This window comes from Flavobacterium sp., from assembly GCF_028712645.1.
Lineage (GTDB): Bacteria > Bacteroidota > Bacteroidia > Flavobacteriales > Flavobacteriaceae > Flavobacterium.
Genome location: NZ_JAQTPQ010000058.1, coordinates 1 through 15,837 on the forward strand (window position 1 = coordinate 1; position 15,837 = coordinate 15,837).

General features: G+C 33.6%; 13 protein-coding genes and 1 pseudogene. 6 read left to right on the forward strand and 8 right to left on the reverse strand.

The annotated features are described in order from the left end of the window. Positions 1–372: 372 nt before the first annotated feature. A complete protein-coding gene (locus tag PHC28_RS06245) occupies positions 373–744 on the forward strand; it encodes a group III truncated hemoglobin (protein WP_300097381.1) in 372 nt (123 codons plus the stop codon). 43 nt (positions 745–787) lie between these two features. Here the strand turns inward: PHC28_RS06245 and PHC28_RS06250 are convergent, their stop codons facing one another. Beyond that, the gene (locus tag PHC28_RS06250) at positions 788–1,381 is read right to left on the reverse strand and encodes a Crp/Fnr family transcriptional regulator (protein WP_300097383.1); all 594 of its coding nucleotides are present in this window, start codon (positions 1,379–1,381) and stop codon (positions 788–790) included. A 140-nt stretch (positions 1,382–1,521) separates the two neighbouring features. Between PHC28_RS06250 and PHC28_RS06255 the strand changes: the two genes are divergently transcribed. The 3 genes from PHC28_RS06255 (at position 1,522) to PHC28_RS06265 (ending at position 4,884) form a co-directional block, all read left to right on the forward strand. Then, positions 1,522–1,896, forward strand: a complete 375-nt coding sequence (locus PHC28_RS06255) for a hypothetical protein (RefSeq protein ID WP_300097385.1) — start codon at positions 1,522–1,524, stop codon at positions 1,894–1,896. An 82-nt stretch (positions 1,897–1,978) separates the two neighbouring features. Continuing rightward, the gene (locus tag PHC28_RS06260; protein ID WP_300097387.1) at positions 1,979–2,824 is read left to right on the forward strand and encodes a hypothetical protein; all 846 of its coding nucleotides are present in this window, start codon (positions 1,979–1,981) and stop codon (positions 2,822–2,824) included. Positions 2,825–2,886: 62 nt separating this feature from the next. Then, entirely contained in the window at positions 2,887–4,884 is a 1,998-nt protein-coding gene (locus tag PHC28_RS06265) for a TonB-dependent siderophore receptor (protein WP_300097389.1), read from the forward strand. A gap of 86 nt (positions 4,885–4,970) precedes the next feature. Here the strand turns inward: PHC28_RS06265 and nadB are convergent, their stop codons facing one another. Continuing rightward, positions 4,971–6,506 (reverse strand): L-aspartate oxidase, encoded by a 1,536-nt coding sequence (gene nadB / locus PHC28_RS06270; RefSeq protein WP_300097392.1) that lies wholly within the window; start codon positions 6,504–6,506, stop codon positions 4,971–4,973. After that, positions 6,506–7,435, reverse strand: a complete 930-nt coding sequence (nadA, locus tag PHC28_RS06275) for a quinolinate synthase NadA (RefSeq protein WP_300097395.1) — start codon at positions 7,433–7,435, stop codon at positions 6,506–6,508. Before nadA ends, nadB begins: the two co-directional genes overlap by 1 nt. Before the next feature lie 257 nt (positions 7,436–7,692). On the opposite strand from nadA, the gene PHC28_RS06280 reads away from it, so the two are divergent. Next, positions 7,693–9,507, forward strand: a complete 1,815-nt coding sequence (locus tag PHC28_RS06280; protein ID WP_300097398.1) for a hypothetical protein — start codon at positions 7,693–7,695, stop codon at positions 9,505–9,507. 140 nt (positions 9,508–9,647) lie between these two features. Here the strand turns inward: PHC28_RS06280 and PHC28_RS06285 are convergent, their stop codons facing one another. The 5 genes from PHC28_RS06285 to lysS all read right to left on the reverse strand — a co-directional run bounded on the left by PHC28_RS06285 (position 9,648) and on the right by lysS (position 15,358). Beyond that, positions 9,648–10,364 (reverse strand): anaerobic ribonucleoside-triphosphate reductase activating protein, encoded by a 717-nt coding sequence (locus tag PHC28_RS06285; protein WP_300097401.1) that lies wholly within the window; start codon positions 10,362–10,364, stop codon positions 9,648–9,650. Continuing rightward, complete coding sequence (gene nrdD / locus PHC28_RS06290; protein ID WP_300097405.1) at positions 10,321–10,491, reverse strand: anaerobic ribonucleoside-triphosphate reductase; 171 nt, start codon at positions 10,489–10,491, stop codon at positions 10,321–10,323. Before nrdD ends, PHC28_RS06285 begins: the two co-directional genes overlap by 44 nt. 31 nt (positions 10,492–10,522) lie before the next feature. Then, a complete protein-coding gene (locus PHC28_RS06295; RefSeq protein ID WP_300097407.1) occupies positions 10,523–12,640 on the reverse strand; it encodes a ribonucleoside triphosphate reductase in 2,118 nt (705 codons plus the stop codon). A 39-nt stretch (positions 12,641–12,679) separates the two neighbouring features. Next, positions 12,680–13,411, reverse strand: coding sequence for an iron-sulfur cluster repair di-iron protein (gene ric / locus PHC28_RS06300; RefSeq protein ID WP_300097411.1), 732 nt, complete (start codon positions 13,409–13,411; stop codon positions 12,680–12,682). Positions 13,412–13,648: 237 nt separating this feature from the next. Beyond that, entirely contained in the window at positions 13,649–15,358 is a 1,710-nt protein-coding gene (gene lysS / locus PHC28_RS06305) for a lysine--tRNA ligase (protein WP_300097414.1), read from the reverse strand. Positions 15,359–15,568: 210 nt separating this feature from the next. Between lysS and PHC28_RS06310 the strand changes: the two are divergent. Beyond that, positions 15,569–15,837: pseudogene (locus PHC28_RS06310) on the forward strand (hypothetical protein); the annotation flags it as partial.

A 15,837-nucleotide genomic window follows, 5' to 3' on the forward strand; every position in this document is an offset into this window, starting at 1 on the left:
TCTATCGGGTCTGTTTCCCATTTCTTGTCTGTTTTGAGCAAAACCTGACATTCCAACAACAAGTAAAGCTGCAATCATTAATTTTTTCATTTTCTTATTTTTTTAAGTTATGGTTATAAGACTTGAACAGATTTTAAAGGTTTAATCTTTAACAAAAGTTTATTAATTGGCTTTTATTCTATCTACTTATAATATGACCTCAATCATATGTAAATTAAAATATTAGTTAGATATTTGGATTAATGTTATTAGAAAAATTTCACCAGTAAATAATCTCTTTAGCATTTTGCTAATAAAAAATAGAAATCTATTTCTTTTGTTTTTTAGGTGATAAAATTAATTTAACTTGACTACATTGTAGAAATTAAAAATATGAAAACTGATATTAAGAACCGGGAAGATATTGAAAAATTGATTAATTTTTTTTACGATAAAATTAAAAAGAATACTGAAATTAATTATTTTTTTAGCGATATAGCCAATGTGAACTGGGAAGAACATCTGCCTAAAATGTATGTTTTTTTTGAAAACATTTTGTTTTCAACTGGAATATATGATTTAAATCCGATGTTGAAACATAAAGAACTGAATGAAAAAAGTAGGATAAAGGAAGTTCATTTCAATCAATGGATTGTATTATTTGATAACTCTGTAGATGAACTATTTGTTGGAGAAAAAGCAGATGAAATAAAACGGAGGGTAAAAAACATTGCTACGATTCTGATGCATAAAGAGGTAAATTGAGTGATTCAAAATCAGGATATTTTTATCTTTTAGTAGAAATTTTCTAATAAAATATTTTGTGATTGATGATTTCTACTTTGTGACTTACATTCATTTTGGAAAAAGCTCGTATAACCGTTTCCACTCTTAATCCAGTGTTATTGGCAATTTCTTGTCGTGTATATGGAATTAAGATTTTCTCAGAACTGTTTCCTAGTTTTTTCTTATAGGAATTCAAAAATGCAATAATTCTATACTCTGGTTTTTGATTGATTATTTCTTTTGAAGTCTTTGATTTAGAATGAATTTTTTTGGCAAACAATACCAAAAAATATTTTTGGATTGAAGGATATTCGTCAATAATTTTTAAAAATTTATCCTTTGATAATTTTAATATAGTGCTTTCTTCAGTTGTAATTGCTTTTGACGGATAAGTTTCATCAATTAATAATGGTGGCTCTCCAAAACCATCTCCGATGTAAAAAAGACCTTGAGTAAACTCTTTACCTTCCTCATTTGAATTGTACATTCTGACACTTCCTTCGAGAATTTGATAGTAATAGTTGGCCACTTCGTTTTCATCAAAAATGACTTCATTTTTTTTGTATTTTTTTGCAACAGCACCCCAGGAATAAAGTAAATCTTGATCTATTTGCATGGCTGATTTAGAGGAGTTTATATATTTTTTGCAATTTATGTTACAAATACATATTACGACCACAAATTTATTTTTTTAAAATTATTAAAAATATGACTTAAATCATAAAAATATTTTTAATTGAGCTTATATTTGCAAAAGTGAAAAATACGATATTCATATTTGCATTATTTATGTTGCTAAAACCTTTGGTTCCGGTTTTAGAATATGCCGTTAATTATGAATATATTTCTAAAGTTCTTTGTGTAAATAAAGACAAACCAATGATGCATTGTAATGGGAAATGTCATTTAATGAAAGAACTTGCCAAAGCTTCTGAAAATGAAAAACCTATTTCCTCCGATAAAAAAATTGTATCTAATAACTTTGAAGTTTTGTTTTTCGAGGAAATCAAATCATTCGAAATTGCCCCTTTTTATTTTTACAAAAAACAAAAAACAACTAGCAACTATTCTAACTTATATTTTTATTTGAATAGTAAATCTGTTTTTCATCCGCCAACTTTCATTTCTTAATTTTTCAAGTTTTTAACTGACCTTTTCTCGATAAAATCTTTATCGAAAGGGTTTTTATTATCAAATTTATAAAAAAAATAAAATGAAATTTTTAAGAATATTACTATTGGTTTTAGTGACCATTATATCCTCGTGCTCTTCAAACAATGATCCAGCTCCTGTGGATGAACTAGACGGACTGACAAAGTTTAAAGAGATAACAAATTCTACTCACACCATAGAATTATACAAACACATGACAGGTTTAGAGCAAGGGTATAACGAAATTGCGCTAAAAATTAAAGATAACACAACGAATCAATACATTACAAATGCTACCGTTACTTGGATGCCTTTGATGCACATGACGATGATGACTCATTCTTGTCCTAAATCACCAGTGACAAAAGTCTCTACTGCTGGATCAGTATATCAAGGATATATTGTTTTTCAAATGGCTCAAAATGCTACTGAATATTGGGATTTAAAAATTGATTACACCATCAACGGAACTGCTTATTCTATGACTTCAGTTGTTGATGTTCCAGCGTCGGCAAAACAAAGAGTAACTACATTTACTGGTTCTGATGGAGTAAAATATATTGCCGCTTACGCAGATCCACATCATCCAGCAGTTGGATTAAATGATATGGTTGCAGGTGTTTGGAAAATGCAAGATATGATGACTTTTCCAGTTGTTGATGGATTTAAGTTGAAAATTGACCCAAGAATGCCAAGTATGGGAAATCACGGTTCGCCTAATAATGTTGATTTGACTCAAACGGGTGCTGGAGATTTATACAACGGAAAATTATCCTTGACAATGACTGGATATTGGAGAATTAACTTGCAACTTTTGAATGCTTCAAATGAAGTTTTGAAAGGGGAAGCAATTGTTGAGAATGATCCTTTAAGTGTAAGTAGCATTTACTTCGAAATAGAGTTTTAAATCATAAAAGGCTGTGTCAAAGTTTCAAACCTTTGGCACAGCTATTTTTACAATTTTCCAAAATGAAAAACTTTATATTTTTTATAGTATTGTGCTTTTTAATTCCAAATGGAATTATTGCACAAGAGAAAATCAAAGACACCATCGTTCCTAAAACGCTCGATGAAGTAATTGTAATTGGTAAAAAAGCACAATTATACCAAAAGCAATCCAAGCCATTAACTTCAATTGACGATTATTTGCAGCAGTCTGCTAAAGTTGATATGATAAAAAGAGGCGGTTATGCGTGGGAGCCAATCATCAATAGTATGGCAACTGAAAGAACTTTGATAACCATCGATGGAATGCGGATTTTTGGAGCTTGTACTGACAAAATGGATCCAATTACTTCCTATATAGAAGTTTCTAATTTATCCGAAGCTACCCTGAAATCAGGGCAACAAGGTGCTTGTCACGGTGCAACTATTGGTGGTTCGATTGATTTGAAAAGAAACCGAAGTGAATGTTCAGATTTGGGTTGGAACGCATCAGTAAATACGGGTTTTGAAACGAATAGCAAGCAAAAAATCTTCGGTTCGGCCGTTAGTTATGCCAATAATTCATTTTATATCGACACTGATTTTATGTTTCGTGATGCCGATAATTATACTGCGGGAAATAATCAAGAAGTTTTGTTTTCGCAGTTCAGGAAATTCAATATTTCAACAACTTCCGGATTTTCTTTCGATAAAAATAAATTATTAGAAGCTTCGATAATCTATGATAAAGCAACTAATGTGGGTTATCCGGCATTGCCAATGGATGTTTCTTTGGCAGAAGCCTTAATCACTTCTTTGAGGTTTGAAGTTGTTCCAAAATCTTTTACAATCGAAAATTGGGAAACCAAAATTTACTATAATACCATCACCCACAGAATGGATGATACCAAGCGACCTTTTGTTCCTATCCACATGGATATGCCAGGATGGAGCGATACTGCTGGATTTTTTTCAAAGTTGAAAGGAGTTTCCGGAAAGCATCATTTTCTGGCTGATTTGAATTCGTTTTACAATCATTCTATTGCCGAAATGACAATGTATCCAGCTGATTCCAACGAAAAATTGATGTTTATGTACACTTGGCCAGACGTGAAAACGATGTATTCAGCCTTTTTTTTAGAGGATAATATTGCCTTGAATTGCCATTCGAGTTTGAAATTTTCGACAAGCTTGGCAAACCACTATAACAAAGTAGCTAGCGAATTTGGATTAGAAAGTATGCGAATTTTTTATCCCAATATGAAAGACAGCAAAAACCGAATTTTACCAAGTATTTCTTCTAATTATTCTTATGATGAAAATGGATTTTCGTATGGTTTTGGTTTGGCTTTTGGTGAGCGTGCTCCATCGGTTTCTGAAGGCTACGGATTTTATTTATTCAATAGTTTTGATCGTTATGATTACATAGGAAATCCAGAGTTGAAAAACGAAAATTCAATTGAAGGGAATGCTTCACTTGGCTATAAAACTGAAAAATGGAGTGCGAAAATGTCGTCTTCCTATTTTCATATTTCCAATTATATTGTGGGAAAACCAGACACTACTTTAATCCCGATGACAATTGGCGCAAGCGGAATAAAAATTTACACGGCTTTGGATTATGCAACAATTTTTAACACAGATTTGAATGTAGAATATCAACTTTCAACTGATTTTAAATGGAAAGGACAACTGGTTTATAGTTACGGAAAAGATTTTGAAAGCAAGAATTTGCCTTTCATAAGTCCGTTGCGATATTCGTCTTCCTTGAGTTATAATAAAGAAAAATTTTCGACAGAAATTTCAGTTCAAGGTAATGCAACCCAAACTCAATTCAGCCCTTTTTATGGTGAAGATAGAACGCCTTCTTTTGCAATTTTGAATTTAGATTCGGGATATTCGTTTCATTGGGACAAAAACAAATTGAATTTGAGAGCAGGAATCGAAAATGTTTTGGATACTTATTATTCTACTTTTTCAGATTGGAATAACATTCCTAGAAAAGGAAGAAATTTCTTTTTGAACGTAAATTTTAGTTATTAAACTAAATAAGGTTTATTTTTTTTACAGACCTAACAGGTTTTTAAAACCTGTTAGGTCTAAATTAGAAGAATATAATGTATTTTAAACTATTGATTAATAGCGTTAATCTTTACAAAACCACCACGATTTTCAATCCTTTCAATAGATTGCTGAACGATTAATTGACCAATAATTATCAAGTTATACAATTCCCATAAATTGGCTCTAACTTGATAATTTTTTATTTTTTCTTCGATTTCATTTTGCCAGACATTCAATTGATTTTTGGCTTTAATTAGGTCAGTATCATTACGAACAATTCCTGCATTTTGTCGCATCAAAAGTTGTAATTCAGCTTTCATTTTATCGTTATATTCATCATTAACGACTGGTTTTTCAGATACATTCCAATCAGAAACTTCTCCAGTAAATTGGCTTTTTTCGAAAGAAGTCTTGGCTAAATAATTATAGATTTTATCAGAATAAACTAAGGCTTCTAACAAGGAATTGGATGCCAATCTATTCGCTCCGTGCAAACCTGTTCGCGAACATTCGCCACAGGCAAACAAATTTTCTATTGAAGTTTTTCCGTTTTTATCAACCACAATTCCTCCACAAAGATAATGTTGAGCAGGAACTACAGGAATCCAATCTTTTGCAATATCAATTCCAATACTTTTGCAACGTTCGTAAATCATTGGAAAATGCTTTTTAAAAGCCTCCATATCTAAATGGGTACAATCTAAATAAACACAATCATCTCCGCTTTTTTTGAGTTCCAAATCGATGCTTTGAGAAACAATATCACGCGAAGCCAAATCGCCTCTGGAATCGTAATCGGGCATAAATCGATGACCGTTTTTGGTTCGCAAATAAGCACCGAAACCACGAACAGCCTCCGAAATTAAAAAAGAAGTTCCAGTCGATGCATCATATAAAGCAGTAGGGTGAAACTGGATAAATTCCATTTCCTTGATGTTTGCTTTTGCTCGGAAAGCCATTGCAATTCCATCACCTGTTGCGATTACTGGATTTGTGGTATGACCGTAAAGATGACCAATTCCACCAGTGGCAAGCAAGGTAAAATCAGATTGAAAGGTGAGTATTTCGTTTGTTTTTTCATCTAAAACATAAACACCCAAACATCGATTATTTTTAGTAATTAAATCAATTGCTAAATGGTAGTCTAAAACTGTAATGTTCTTTTTTTGGTGTACTTGACCTAAAATGGCACGTTCAATTTCTTGACCAGTTTGATCTTTATGGTGAACAACTCTATTTTCAGAATGGCCACCTTCTTTGCCTAAATCTAAAGTTCCTTCACCATTTTTATCGAATTTTGCGCCCCATTCAATGAGTTCTTTTAATCGTTTTGGACCTTCGGAAATAACCATTTCAACGACTTCTTTATCACATAAACCGTCGCCACAAATAAGTGTATCGTTTATATGTTTTTGGTAGGAATCGCCAACTTTATCAGTAACTATGGCAATACCTCCTTGGGCATATTTAGTATTAGAGTCATCAACATTTGCTTTAGTAACAATGGTGACTTTTTTGTCGGGGAATTGCTCCGCAATTTTTACTGCAAAAGTCAATCCTGCAACTCCGGAACCTATAATTAAGTAATTAGTTTGGATCATTATTTAGATAATTCAAGCATTCGTTCAATAGGAATCAGTGCTTTTTTCATAATATCGGCAGGAACGTTAATTTCCGGACTTTCATTGAGTAAACAGTCATATACTTTTTGCAGTGTATTCATTTTCATATAACCACATTCGCTGCAAGCACACGTATTATCTTCTTCTGATGGTGCTGGAATTAATATTTTATCAGGGACTTCTTGTTGCATTTTATGAAGAATTCCTGCTTCGGTGGCAACGATAAATTTCTTGCTTGGGTCTTTTTTTACAAACTCAATCATTCCAGCTGTCGAACCTATGTAAGCAGCTGTTTTTAGAATATGAGTTTCTGATTCTGGATGTGCAATAATTTTTGCATCGGGATTTTCTTTATAAAGAGCGATCAATTTATCTAATGAAAAAGCTTCGTGAACCACGCAAGAACCATCCCAAAGCAACATTTTACGTCCCGTTTTTTCGATGATATATTTTCCTAAATTTTTATCTGGTGCAAAAATAATTGGCTTGTCTTTAGGAATTGACTCCACAATTTTTACTGCATTAGATGAAGTGCAAACTATATCTGTCAAGGCTTTCACTTCGGCAGAACAATTCACGTAAGTAATAACAATATGATCGGGATGAGCTTCAGTAAATTTTTTGAATGAATCAGCAGGACAAGATTCAGCAAGGGAGCAACCTGCTTTCAAATCAGGAAGAATTACTTTTTTTGTTGGGTTCAAAATTTTTGCTGTTTCTGCCATAAAATGGACGCCTGCAAAAAGGATAATATCGGCATCGACTTTCATAGCTTCTTGCGATAATCCCAAGCTGTCACCAACATAATCTGCTACATCTTGAATATCGGCTTCTTGATAATAATGCGCTAGAATAACTGCATTTTTCTCTTTTTTTAATTCCAATATTCTTTCTTTAAGACTTTTCATTCTCAATTTATTTTAATTTCTTGTGAATACTATTTTTTGATATGAACCAGTAAAAAATAGTGTAGCAAAGATACACTTAATTTAAAAAAATAATAACCTTTATTGTACTTGTCAATATCCTGTTTTTGAGTGAAAGAAAAACCTTAAAAGCATAAGAATGTTTTGTTAAACGAAGAGATGGTATGATAATTATCAGGTTTTTATTGCGGGCTTTCACTATATTTGCGGCTTATGTTTTAAACAAAATATTTTAGTGCATGACAACAAAAAAACAATTACATACTTTTCACATTCCAGTTATGGGATTGGCTTTCACTATTGATAGTCCCATTCGAGTGGCAAATTATGGAATATCATCAGTAATTTCGATTGCAGATGATGAACTCATTGAGAAAATGAGAGCTTTTTACAGCGAAAAATTCGATATTCCTTATCATGAAATTACTCAAAAAATACACGATTATCGTGCCGAAAGAATTGCTTCTTATTTGAATTTGGTTGATAAAATTGTAAAAGAAAAATTCGAAAATTTCAAGACTGAATTGGCTGAAAGCAAACAAGCTTTGGAAAATTATATCGCAATGTTGCCTAACAAATCCGAAATTAAAAAAGGATTGCAGCATTTAATGGAAGACGGAATTGCTTTTAAGGAAAATATCAAAAAATATCTCGAGGATAATCTTTCTGCTGGAGAAATTGATGTGAATATTATGACCAAATTGGATAAGGATAATTTCATAAAAGACGAACAATTGCCAGTTGAGTTTAATGATGCACACGCTGCGCTTCGTGGGTTTGCCAATAGTGATTTGACTTCTTCGGTGGTACTTTCTGCAGGAATGAATCCAAGATTATTCGCTTACTTTGAAAATTTCCCAGCCTTTTTTCCTGATTTTAATAATAATTTAAAAAAGAAAATTATCTTGAAAGTGAGCGATTTTCGTTCGGCAATGATTCAAGGGAATTTCTTGGCTAAAAAAGGACTTTGGGTTTCAGAATATCGAATAGAATCTGGACTAAATTGTGGTGGACATGCTTTTGCAACAGACGGTTATTTATTGGGTCCCATCTTAGAAGAATTTAAACAGAAAAAAGATCAATTAGTTCAATCAGCACACGATTTGATGGTGAAAGCTTTAGGTCAAAAAGAAATGTATATTCCTGAAAATCCATTGGATTTAAAAATTACTGTTCAAGGTGGAGTAGGAACTTCGGAAGAACATAATTTTTTATTGGAACATTATAATGTAGATTCTGTAGGCTGGGGAACCCCATTTTTATTGGTTCCAGAAGCGACTTCAGTTGATACAGAAACAAGAGAATTGTTAATCAATTCCAAAGAAAAAGATTTGTATTTAAGTCATATTTCTCCTTTGGGAATCCCTTTTAATACTGTAAGAGGTACAACCAATGAAATCATTAAACAAGGACGTATTGATGATAACAAGGCAGGAAGTTCTTGTCCGAAAAAGTTTTTGGCATTAAGTAAAGAATTTGGAGCTGGAGGAATTTGCACTTCATCTAAGAAATATCAAGATGTAAAATTAGAGGATTTAGAAGCTATAAAAGATACCGTATCGGCTGAGATTTTTGATAAGATGAAGTTTGATATTACTGAAAAAGCTTGCCTTTGTGTGGGCTTGGCTAATGCTGCCTATTTAGAAAACGACATTGAAATAAAAGGACAATCACAAGGCGTTATTATTTGTCCTGGACCGAATATGGCTTATTTTGACAAAGAAGTTTCGTTATCTGAAATGGTAAAACATATTTATGGTAATGCAACTGTGATGACGGATGAAAATCGTCCGAATCTATTTGTTAAAGAATTGAAAATGTATATCGATTATTTGATGAACGAAATCAGTGAAGCAACAGCTGATTTGACTGCGGGACAAATAAAAAAATGGAATGCTTTCAAAAATAATATGATAGAAGGAATAGGGTTTTACCAAAATTTATTCTCCACTTCAAATTATTTTGAAAACAGCTTGAATGCTATTCAAGAGCAACTTGAATTGTATAAAGCAAAAATTCTTGAAATTAAGATTCCGGAATTAGTGGTGGCATAAAATTTCAAATTTATATAAAAGGAGCTCGTTTAATTTTTTAAGCGGGCTTTTTTTTAGGACTAATTGATTTAACAATACCTGTGATATTGACTCTTTTGTTTTTTGGATTTATACCTTAGTCGTAATATTTTAAATTAGTTCTATTCTCTTAAAATAATTTTTATAGTTGGAGTGGATAATTTTTCGCAATCAATTCTATTGATAGAACGCTCCAATTTTGAAAGAGTTTCTACATCATTTTTGAAATATTGGATGTAATAATTGCCTGAGTATTTCTTGTTTCCTAAAAAGATAATCATTTCTTGCAAGTCTTTTTCGCTCAACAAATCAGAATGATAGGTTGTTCGAACTTCAAATGGAGCTCGGGATTCTACCACCAAATCTAGTGTTTTTTCAAAAGAATCGTATAAATCGGATTGGGTAATAGATTGAAATTTTGATTTTGGTGCCTTATAATCCAAAGCAATGTAGTCAATTTTATTTTTGTTTAGCAATTGTTGCATTACATCAGGCGAACTTCCGTTGGTGTCAATTTTTACCAAAAAACCCATTTTTTTGACTTCGGCAATCAATGGAATTATATTTTTGTGCAAGACACATTCACCACCGCTAAAAACAACGGCATCCAATAAGTTTTTTCGGGAATGTAAAAAAGTAAGTATTTTTTCGAAAGATAGCGTTCCTTTTCCACGAATAATTTCGGGATTATAGCAATATAAACAGCGCATATTGCAGCCTGCAAACCAAAGAATGCAGGCTGATTTATGCGGATAATCTAGTAAAGTGAAAGGAGTTAAGCTGTAAATGGGCTTACTAGCATTTTCCTTCAGTGAAATGAGTTCGTTGTTTGTGTTCACCTTTTTTGCCAATATTAAAACTTTCAACGGGTCTATGATAGCCCATTACACGTGTGTAAACAAGACATTTGGTTCTCAAATGTTGGTTTTGCTCTAGGATAGGATTTGTTTTAGTTTCTGTTTTCATATGTTTTTTAAGTTTAAAATTCTTTAAAAGTTTAATGTTGTTTTGACTTTTCTCTTTTTAACTTTTCAAATTCAATTAGAGCATCATCACATTTCGGGCAATATTCGTGTTCGCCATTCAAATAACCGTGAACGGGGCAAACACTAAACACTGGCGTCACCGTGATATAAGGTAATCTGAAACTTGAAACTACTTTTTTAACAAATTGCTTACACGCTTCTGACGAACTCATTCTTTCGCTCATATACAAGTGTAAAACGGTTCCTCCTGTGTATTTACATTGCAATTCGTCTTGCAACAGCAAGGCTTCAAAAGGGTCTTCAGTATAATCAGCTGGGATTTGAGAACTATTGGTATAATAAATATTCTCATCTTGTCCCGCTTGGAAGATATTTGGAAAACGTTTTTTGTCTTCTTTGGCAAAACGATAGGTGGTTCCTTCGGCTGGTGTGGCTTCAAGATTGTATAAATTGCCAGTTTCTTCCTGAAATTCTTTCATTCGACCACGAATATGATCCAGAATTTCCGAAGCAAAATCAATTCCTGTCGAAGAGGTTACTGTATCTTGCTTTCCAGAAAAATTGACAATCATTTCGTTGATTCCGTTGACACCAATGGTTGAAAAGTGATTTCTGAAATGTTGCAAATAGCGTTTGGTGTAAGGATACAAACCTCGGTCGTACATTTCCTGAATGAATACTCGTTTTTTCTCTAAAGTCGATTTTGAAATGTATAAAAGTTTATCCAATTGTTTGAATAATTCCTCCTTGTTTCCTCTGTATAAATAACCCAAACGAGCCATATTGATAGTTACAACGCCAATACTTCCAGTCATTTCGGCACTTCCAAAAAGACCGTTTCCTCGTTTTAACAATTCGCGCAAATCGAGTTGCAAACGACAACACATACTACGAACGGCATTCGGTTTATAAGCACTTTCGTTTTCTACTTTATTGCCGTTTTCGTCCAATTTGTACTGGCTTCCAATGAAGTTTTGGAAATAAGACGAACCAATTTTTGCGGTGTTTTCGAAAAGTAAGTCGGTGTTTTCACCATCCCAATCAAATTCTTCGGTAATATTCACTGTCGGAATCGGGAAAGTGAAAGGTTGTCCGTTGGCATCGCCTTCAGTCATTACTGTATAATACGCTTTGTTAATGAGGTTCATTTCCTTTTGAAAATGCTCGTAACGCAAATCGGTTACTTTCGCAACACCACGTTCTTGCGCTCTAACTAAAAGGTCGTGATTGAAATTATTTTCGAAAAAATGAAAATCGTTTTTCGTTGGAATTTGGGTTTTCAAATCTTCAGGAACTACCCAATCCAAAGTGATATTCGTGAAAGGCGATTGTCCCCAACGTGCAGGAACATTCAAATTATAAACAAAACTACGAACGGCTTTCAACACATCATCAAACGACAAATCATCTTTGAAAACATAAGGTGCCAAATAGGTATCGAAGGAACTGAAAGCTTGTGCTCCAGCCCATTCGCTTTGCAAAATTCCAAGGAAATTTGCCATTTGCCCCAAAGCTTCTCTGAAATGTGATGGTGCTTTGCTTTCGACACGACCGCGAATTCCGTTGAATCCCTCGTTCAATAAAACACGCAAACTCCAACCAGCACAATAGCCTGTTAGGCAATCTAAATCGTGAATGTGGACATCGCCATTTCTGTGGGCATAACCTTCTTCCTTGGTATATACTTTGTCCAACCAATAATTAGCAATGATTTTTCCAGCAACATTATTTACCAAACCTGCATTAGAATAAGAAGTGTTTGCATTAGCATTGATGCGCCAATCGGTTTGCTCGATATATTCTGCTATGGTTTGTGAACTGTCAACATAAGTCGTGTCATCATTGATGCCTTCAATATGCTCCCGTTGCAATTTTCGGGTGTGACGATATAACATAAAAGAACGCATCACTTCAAAATACTGTTTTTCGAAAAGGCTTTTCTCGATTAAATCCTGAATTTCTTCGACCGCCCAAGTCTCTTTAGATTGCAATCCTTGGATGACATTTTCAAAAACACTTTCGTCGAATGCTATGGAAGCACTTTGGAAACTTTTTGAGATAGCATCTTCAATTTTGAAACTTTCAAACGGCTTGTAATCTCCGTTTCTTTTGATAACGTACTTTTCCATAGTAATGATTATTTTGGTTTTATATTGGTTGGTTGTTGTTTATTCTTCGTTCGAGAAAAATTTCTCTAAAGCCTTCGCTTTCGGAAACAGAATGTTGCTTTCTAAATGAATGTGTTTGTGTAAATCCTGTTCAAATTCCTCCAACATTGCGAAAGTTACTCGATACGTATTGCAAGCGTCTTCTGGAAGCGTGTAATTATTAGTTAATAAAGCAATTTTCCTGAAACGTTCTCCTTCATTGTCGTGTTCGTTCATCATTGCAGCAATGGGATTTTTTATTGTTTCAAAAAGAGGTTGCCCAATAGAACCGTGACTTTTTGTAGCTTGTATCATTTCTTTGATAAATGGAAATAAAATCAATTCCTCCTTTTTCATATGCGGAGTTAGTTCATCTGCGCAATCTTTGAAGAGTTCTTTGATTTCAAATAATTCAGGATGATTGCTTCCGTGAACGCTGCACAATTTGTCTAAAAACTGAATCAACAGAGGTGTTTTTTCTTCAATAAAACGGTGGTGAGTTTTGTCAATATAATTAATTAATAAATCTAAGGACCATGAGTTGAAATCAATTTCGGTGTCATTTTTTGTTAACAAAACTGCATTTAATTCATTCAATAAGTTGGCTTCATTTATATTCTTTTTGGTGCAAACTTCTTCGATTGTTCTTTGTCCTTTGCAACAAAAATCAATACCATATTTTGAGAAAATGGCTGCCGTTCTATAATCTTTAGCGACAAAATCTCCAATCGTAGTTTTTTCTTGTAGGTTCATAATTTAGATTTTAATAGAGGTTAAATACCAATACTTTAGGGTGTTTTTTGGGGATATTTTACTGACTATAATTTTACAGATTTATAATTTTATTTAATATGATTTAAATCATACTTCATTTTTTTTATCATTTTTTTATTAACAAATGTTCATAAAAAAAGGAACTCAATTGAGCTCCTTTTTTATATCTGGAAAACCCGACAGGTTTTTAAAACCTGTCGGGTTTGTTAAACAATATTATCCCGCTAATTCCACTACTTTACTTTCTCCAACTAAACTCACTTTCACCAAGCCGTGTTTTGCTAATCCTTTCATAGCGGCGTCCCATTTCTTGCCACTCAAATCTGATTTTATTTTCAAAACACCCAATTCCATTTTGTTGCTATTGGTTTGTAAAAGTGCGAGGATTAATTTTTCATCGTCCAATAATTCAATTTGAATTTGTTTTTTCTCTGGACGCATTTGAGGAAACAGCAACACTTCTTGAATAGAAGAATTATTAGTTAAGAACATCATCAATCTGTCCATTCCAATTCCTAAACCAGAAGTTGGTGGCATTCCATATTCTAAAGCTCTCAAGAAATCTTCGTCAATGGTTCCGTTGGCTTCATCATCTCCTTTTTCGGATAATCGCATTTGTTCTTCAAAACGTTCCCGTTGGTCAATTGGATCATTCAATTCCGAATAAGCATTCGCCACTTCTTTACCGCAAACCATCAATTCGAAACGTTCTGTCAAATCTGGATTGTCACGATGTTGTTTACAAAGTGGCGACATTTCCTTTGGATAATCCGTGATGAAAGTGGGTTGAATATAATTTCCTTCACATTTGGCACCGAAAATCTCGTCAATCAATTTTCCTTTTCCCATTGAGGCATCAACGTCTATTCCCATTGCTCTTGCAGCTTCGAATAATTCGGCTTCGCTTTTGCCGGAAATATCAAAACCAGTAAAATGTTTGATAGAATCCGTCATTGTAACTCTCGCATACGGCGCTTTGAAGTTGATTTGGTGTTCGCCAAAAGTTGCATCGCTGGTTCCGTTAACTGCAATAGCACAATGTTCCAATAAATTTTCGGTAAAATCCATCATCCAGTTGTAGTCTTTGTAGGCTACATATATTTCCATAGCGGTAAATTCCGGGTTGTGCGTTCTGTCCATTCCTTCGTTACGGAAGTTTTTCGAAAACTCATACACGCCGTCAAAACCACCAACAATCAATCTTTTTAAATACAATTCATTCGCAATTCGCATATACAACGGAATGTCCAGTGAGTTGTGGTGCGTGATAAAAGGTCTCGCTGCAGCACCACCAGGAATGGGTTGCAAAACGGGAGTTTCCACTTCTAAATATCCTTTGTCATTAAAGAAAGAACGCATTGCATTAAACATTTTTGTTCTCTTGATAAACGTTTCTTTCACGTGGTCGTTCACCGTTAAATCCACATAACGACGACGATATCTTTGTTCCGGATCCGAAAAAGCATCGTGTGTTTTTCCGTCGGCATCCGTTTTTACAATTGGAAGCGGTTTCAAGGCTTTCGCCAAAACTGTCAAACCATAAACGTGAACCGATATTTCGCCCACTTGAGTTTTAAAAACCGTACCACGAACCCCAATGAAATCGCCAATATCCAACAGTTTTTTGAAAACTACATTGTACATTGTTTTCTCTTCATCAGTCGAAATGTCATCTCTAGAAACATAGATTTGAATGCGTCCTTCGGCGTCTTTCAACTCGGCAAATGAGGCTTTTCCCATAATTCTTTTTCCCATCAAACGACCGGCTAGAATCACTTCTTTGCCTTCAAACTTTTCGAAATCGGCTAGGATTTCGCTGGAATATGCGGTTGTGATAAATTCGGTGGCAGGATAAGGTTCAATGCCTAAGTTGCGTAATTCTGTGAGTGCTTCTCTACGAAGGATTTCTTGTTCGGATAATGCCATTCTGTTCTGATTTTAAGAGTGCAAAGATAAAGTTTTTGTTTCAAGTTCAAAGTTTAAAGTTTAAGGTTTTTTTGGAGCTTTTTCCAGCTTTCCGTTGCAATCTTTTTATTTTTAAAGGAAAAATAAAAAGGATTTTCACTTCAATCTGGGCTAAAAATCCTAGTTATTGATTTATATTTGGCCAAAACAAACTCTAAAATCTAACGAAACTTGAAAAACAGAATATTCTCCGTCCTTATTACAGCAATCCTATTTGCAAGTTGTCAAGTCACAGAAACTATTCATTTAAACAATGATGGAACGGGAAAAATTGAAATAATCCAACTCCGTGATGAACAAAGTTATATGCAATTGGCTGGTGAAAATTATTCAAAAGAAGAGAAATTTGTGGATACAACTTATATTTTCAAGGATTTTATAACCAACTGTTCAGAAACATTTTCGACACTTACTCCAACGGAAAAGGCCGTATTTCAAAA

What these genes read in the sequence shown, in the direction of transcription:
- PHC28_RS06260 (WP_300097387.1), top strand. Translation starts at nt 1,979, where the DNA reads ATGAAATTTTTAAGAATATTACTATTGGTTTTAGTGACCATTATATCC.
- PHC28_RS06295 (WP_300097407.1), bottom strand. Translation starts at nt 12,640, where the DNA reads ATGGAAAAGTACGTTATCAAAAGAAACGGAGATTACAAGCCGTTTGAA.
- nadA (WP_300097395.1), bottom strand. Translation starts at nt 7,435, where the DNA reads ATGAAAAGTCTTAAAGAAAGAATATTGGAATTAAAAAAAGAGAAAAAT.
- PHC28_RS06245 (WP_300097381.1), top strand. Translation starts at nt 373, where the DNA reads ATGAAAACTGATATTAAGAACCGGGAAGATATTGAAAAATTGATTAAT.
- ric (WP_300097411.1), bottom strand. Translation starts at nt 13,411, where the DNA reads ATGAACCTACAAGAAAAAACTACGATTGGAGATTTTGTCGCTAAAGAT.
- nadB (WP_300097392.1), bottom strand. Translation starts at nt 6,506, where the DNA reads ATGATCCAAACTAATTACTTAATTATAGGTTCCGGAGTTGCAGGATTG.
- PHC28_RS06265 (WP_300097389.1), top strand. Translation starts at nt 2,887, where the DNA reads ATGAAAAACTTTATATTTTTTATAGTATTGTGCTTTTTAATTCCAAAT.
- nrdD (WP_300097405.1), bottom strand. Translation starts at nt 10,491, where the DNA reads ATGAAAACAGAAACTAAAACAAATCCTATCCTAGAGCAAAACCAACAT.
- PHC28_RS06250 (WP_300097383.1), bottom strand. Translation starts at nt 1,381, where the DNA reads ATGCAAATAGATCAAGATTTACTTTATTCCTGGGGTGCTGTTGCAAAA.
- PHC28_RS06280 (WP_300097398.1), top strand. Translation starts at nt 7,693, where the DNA reads ATGACAACAAAAAAACAATTACATACTTTTCACATTCCAGTTATGGGA.
- lysS (WP_300097414.1), bottom strand. Translation starts at nt 15,358, where the DNA reads ATGGCATTATCCGAACAAGAAATCCTTCGTAGAGAAGCACTCACAGAA.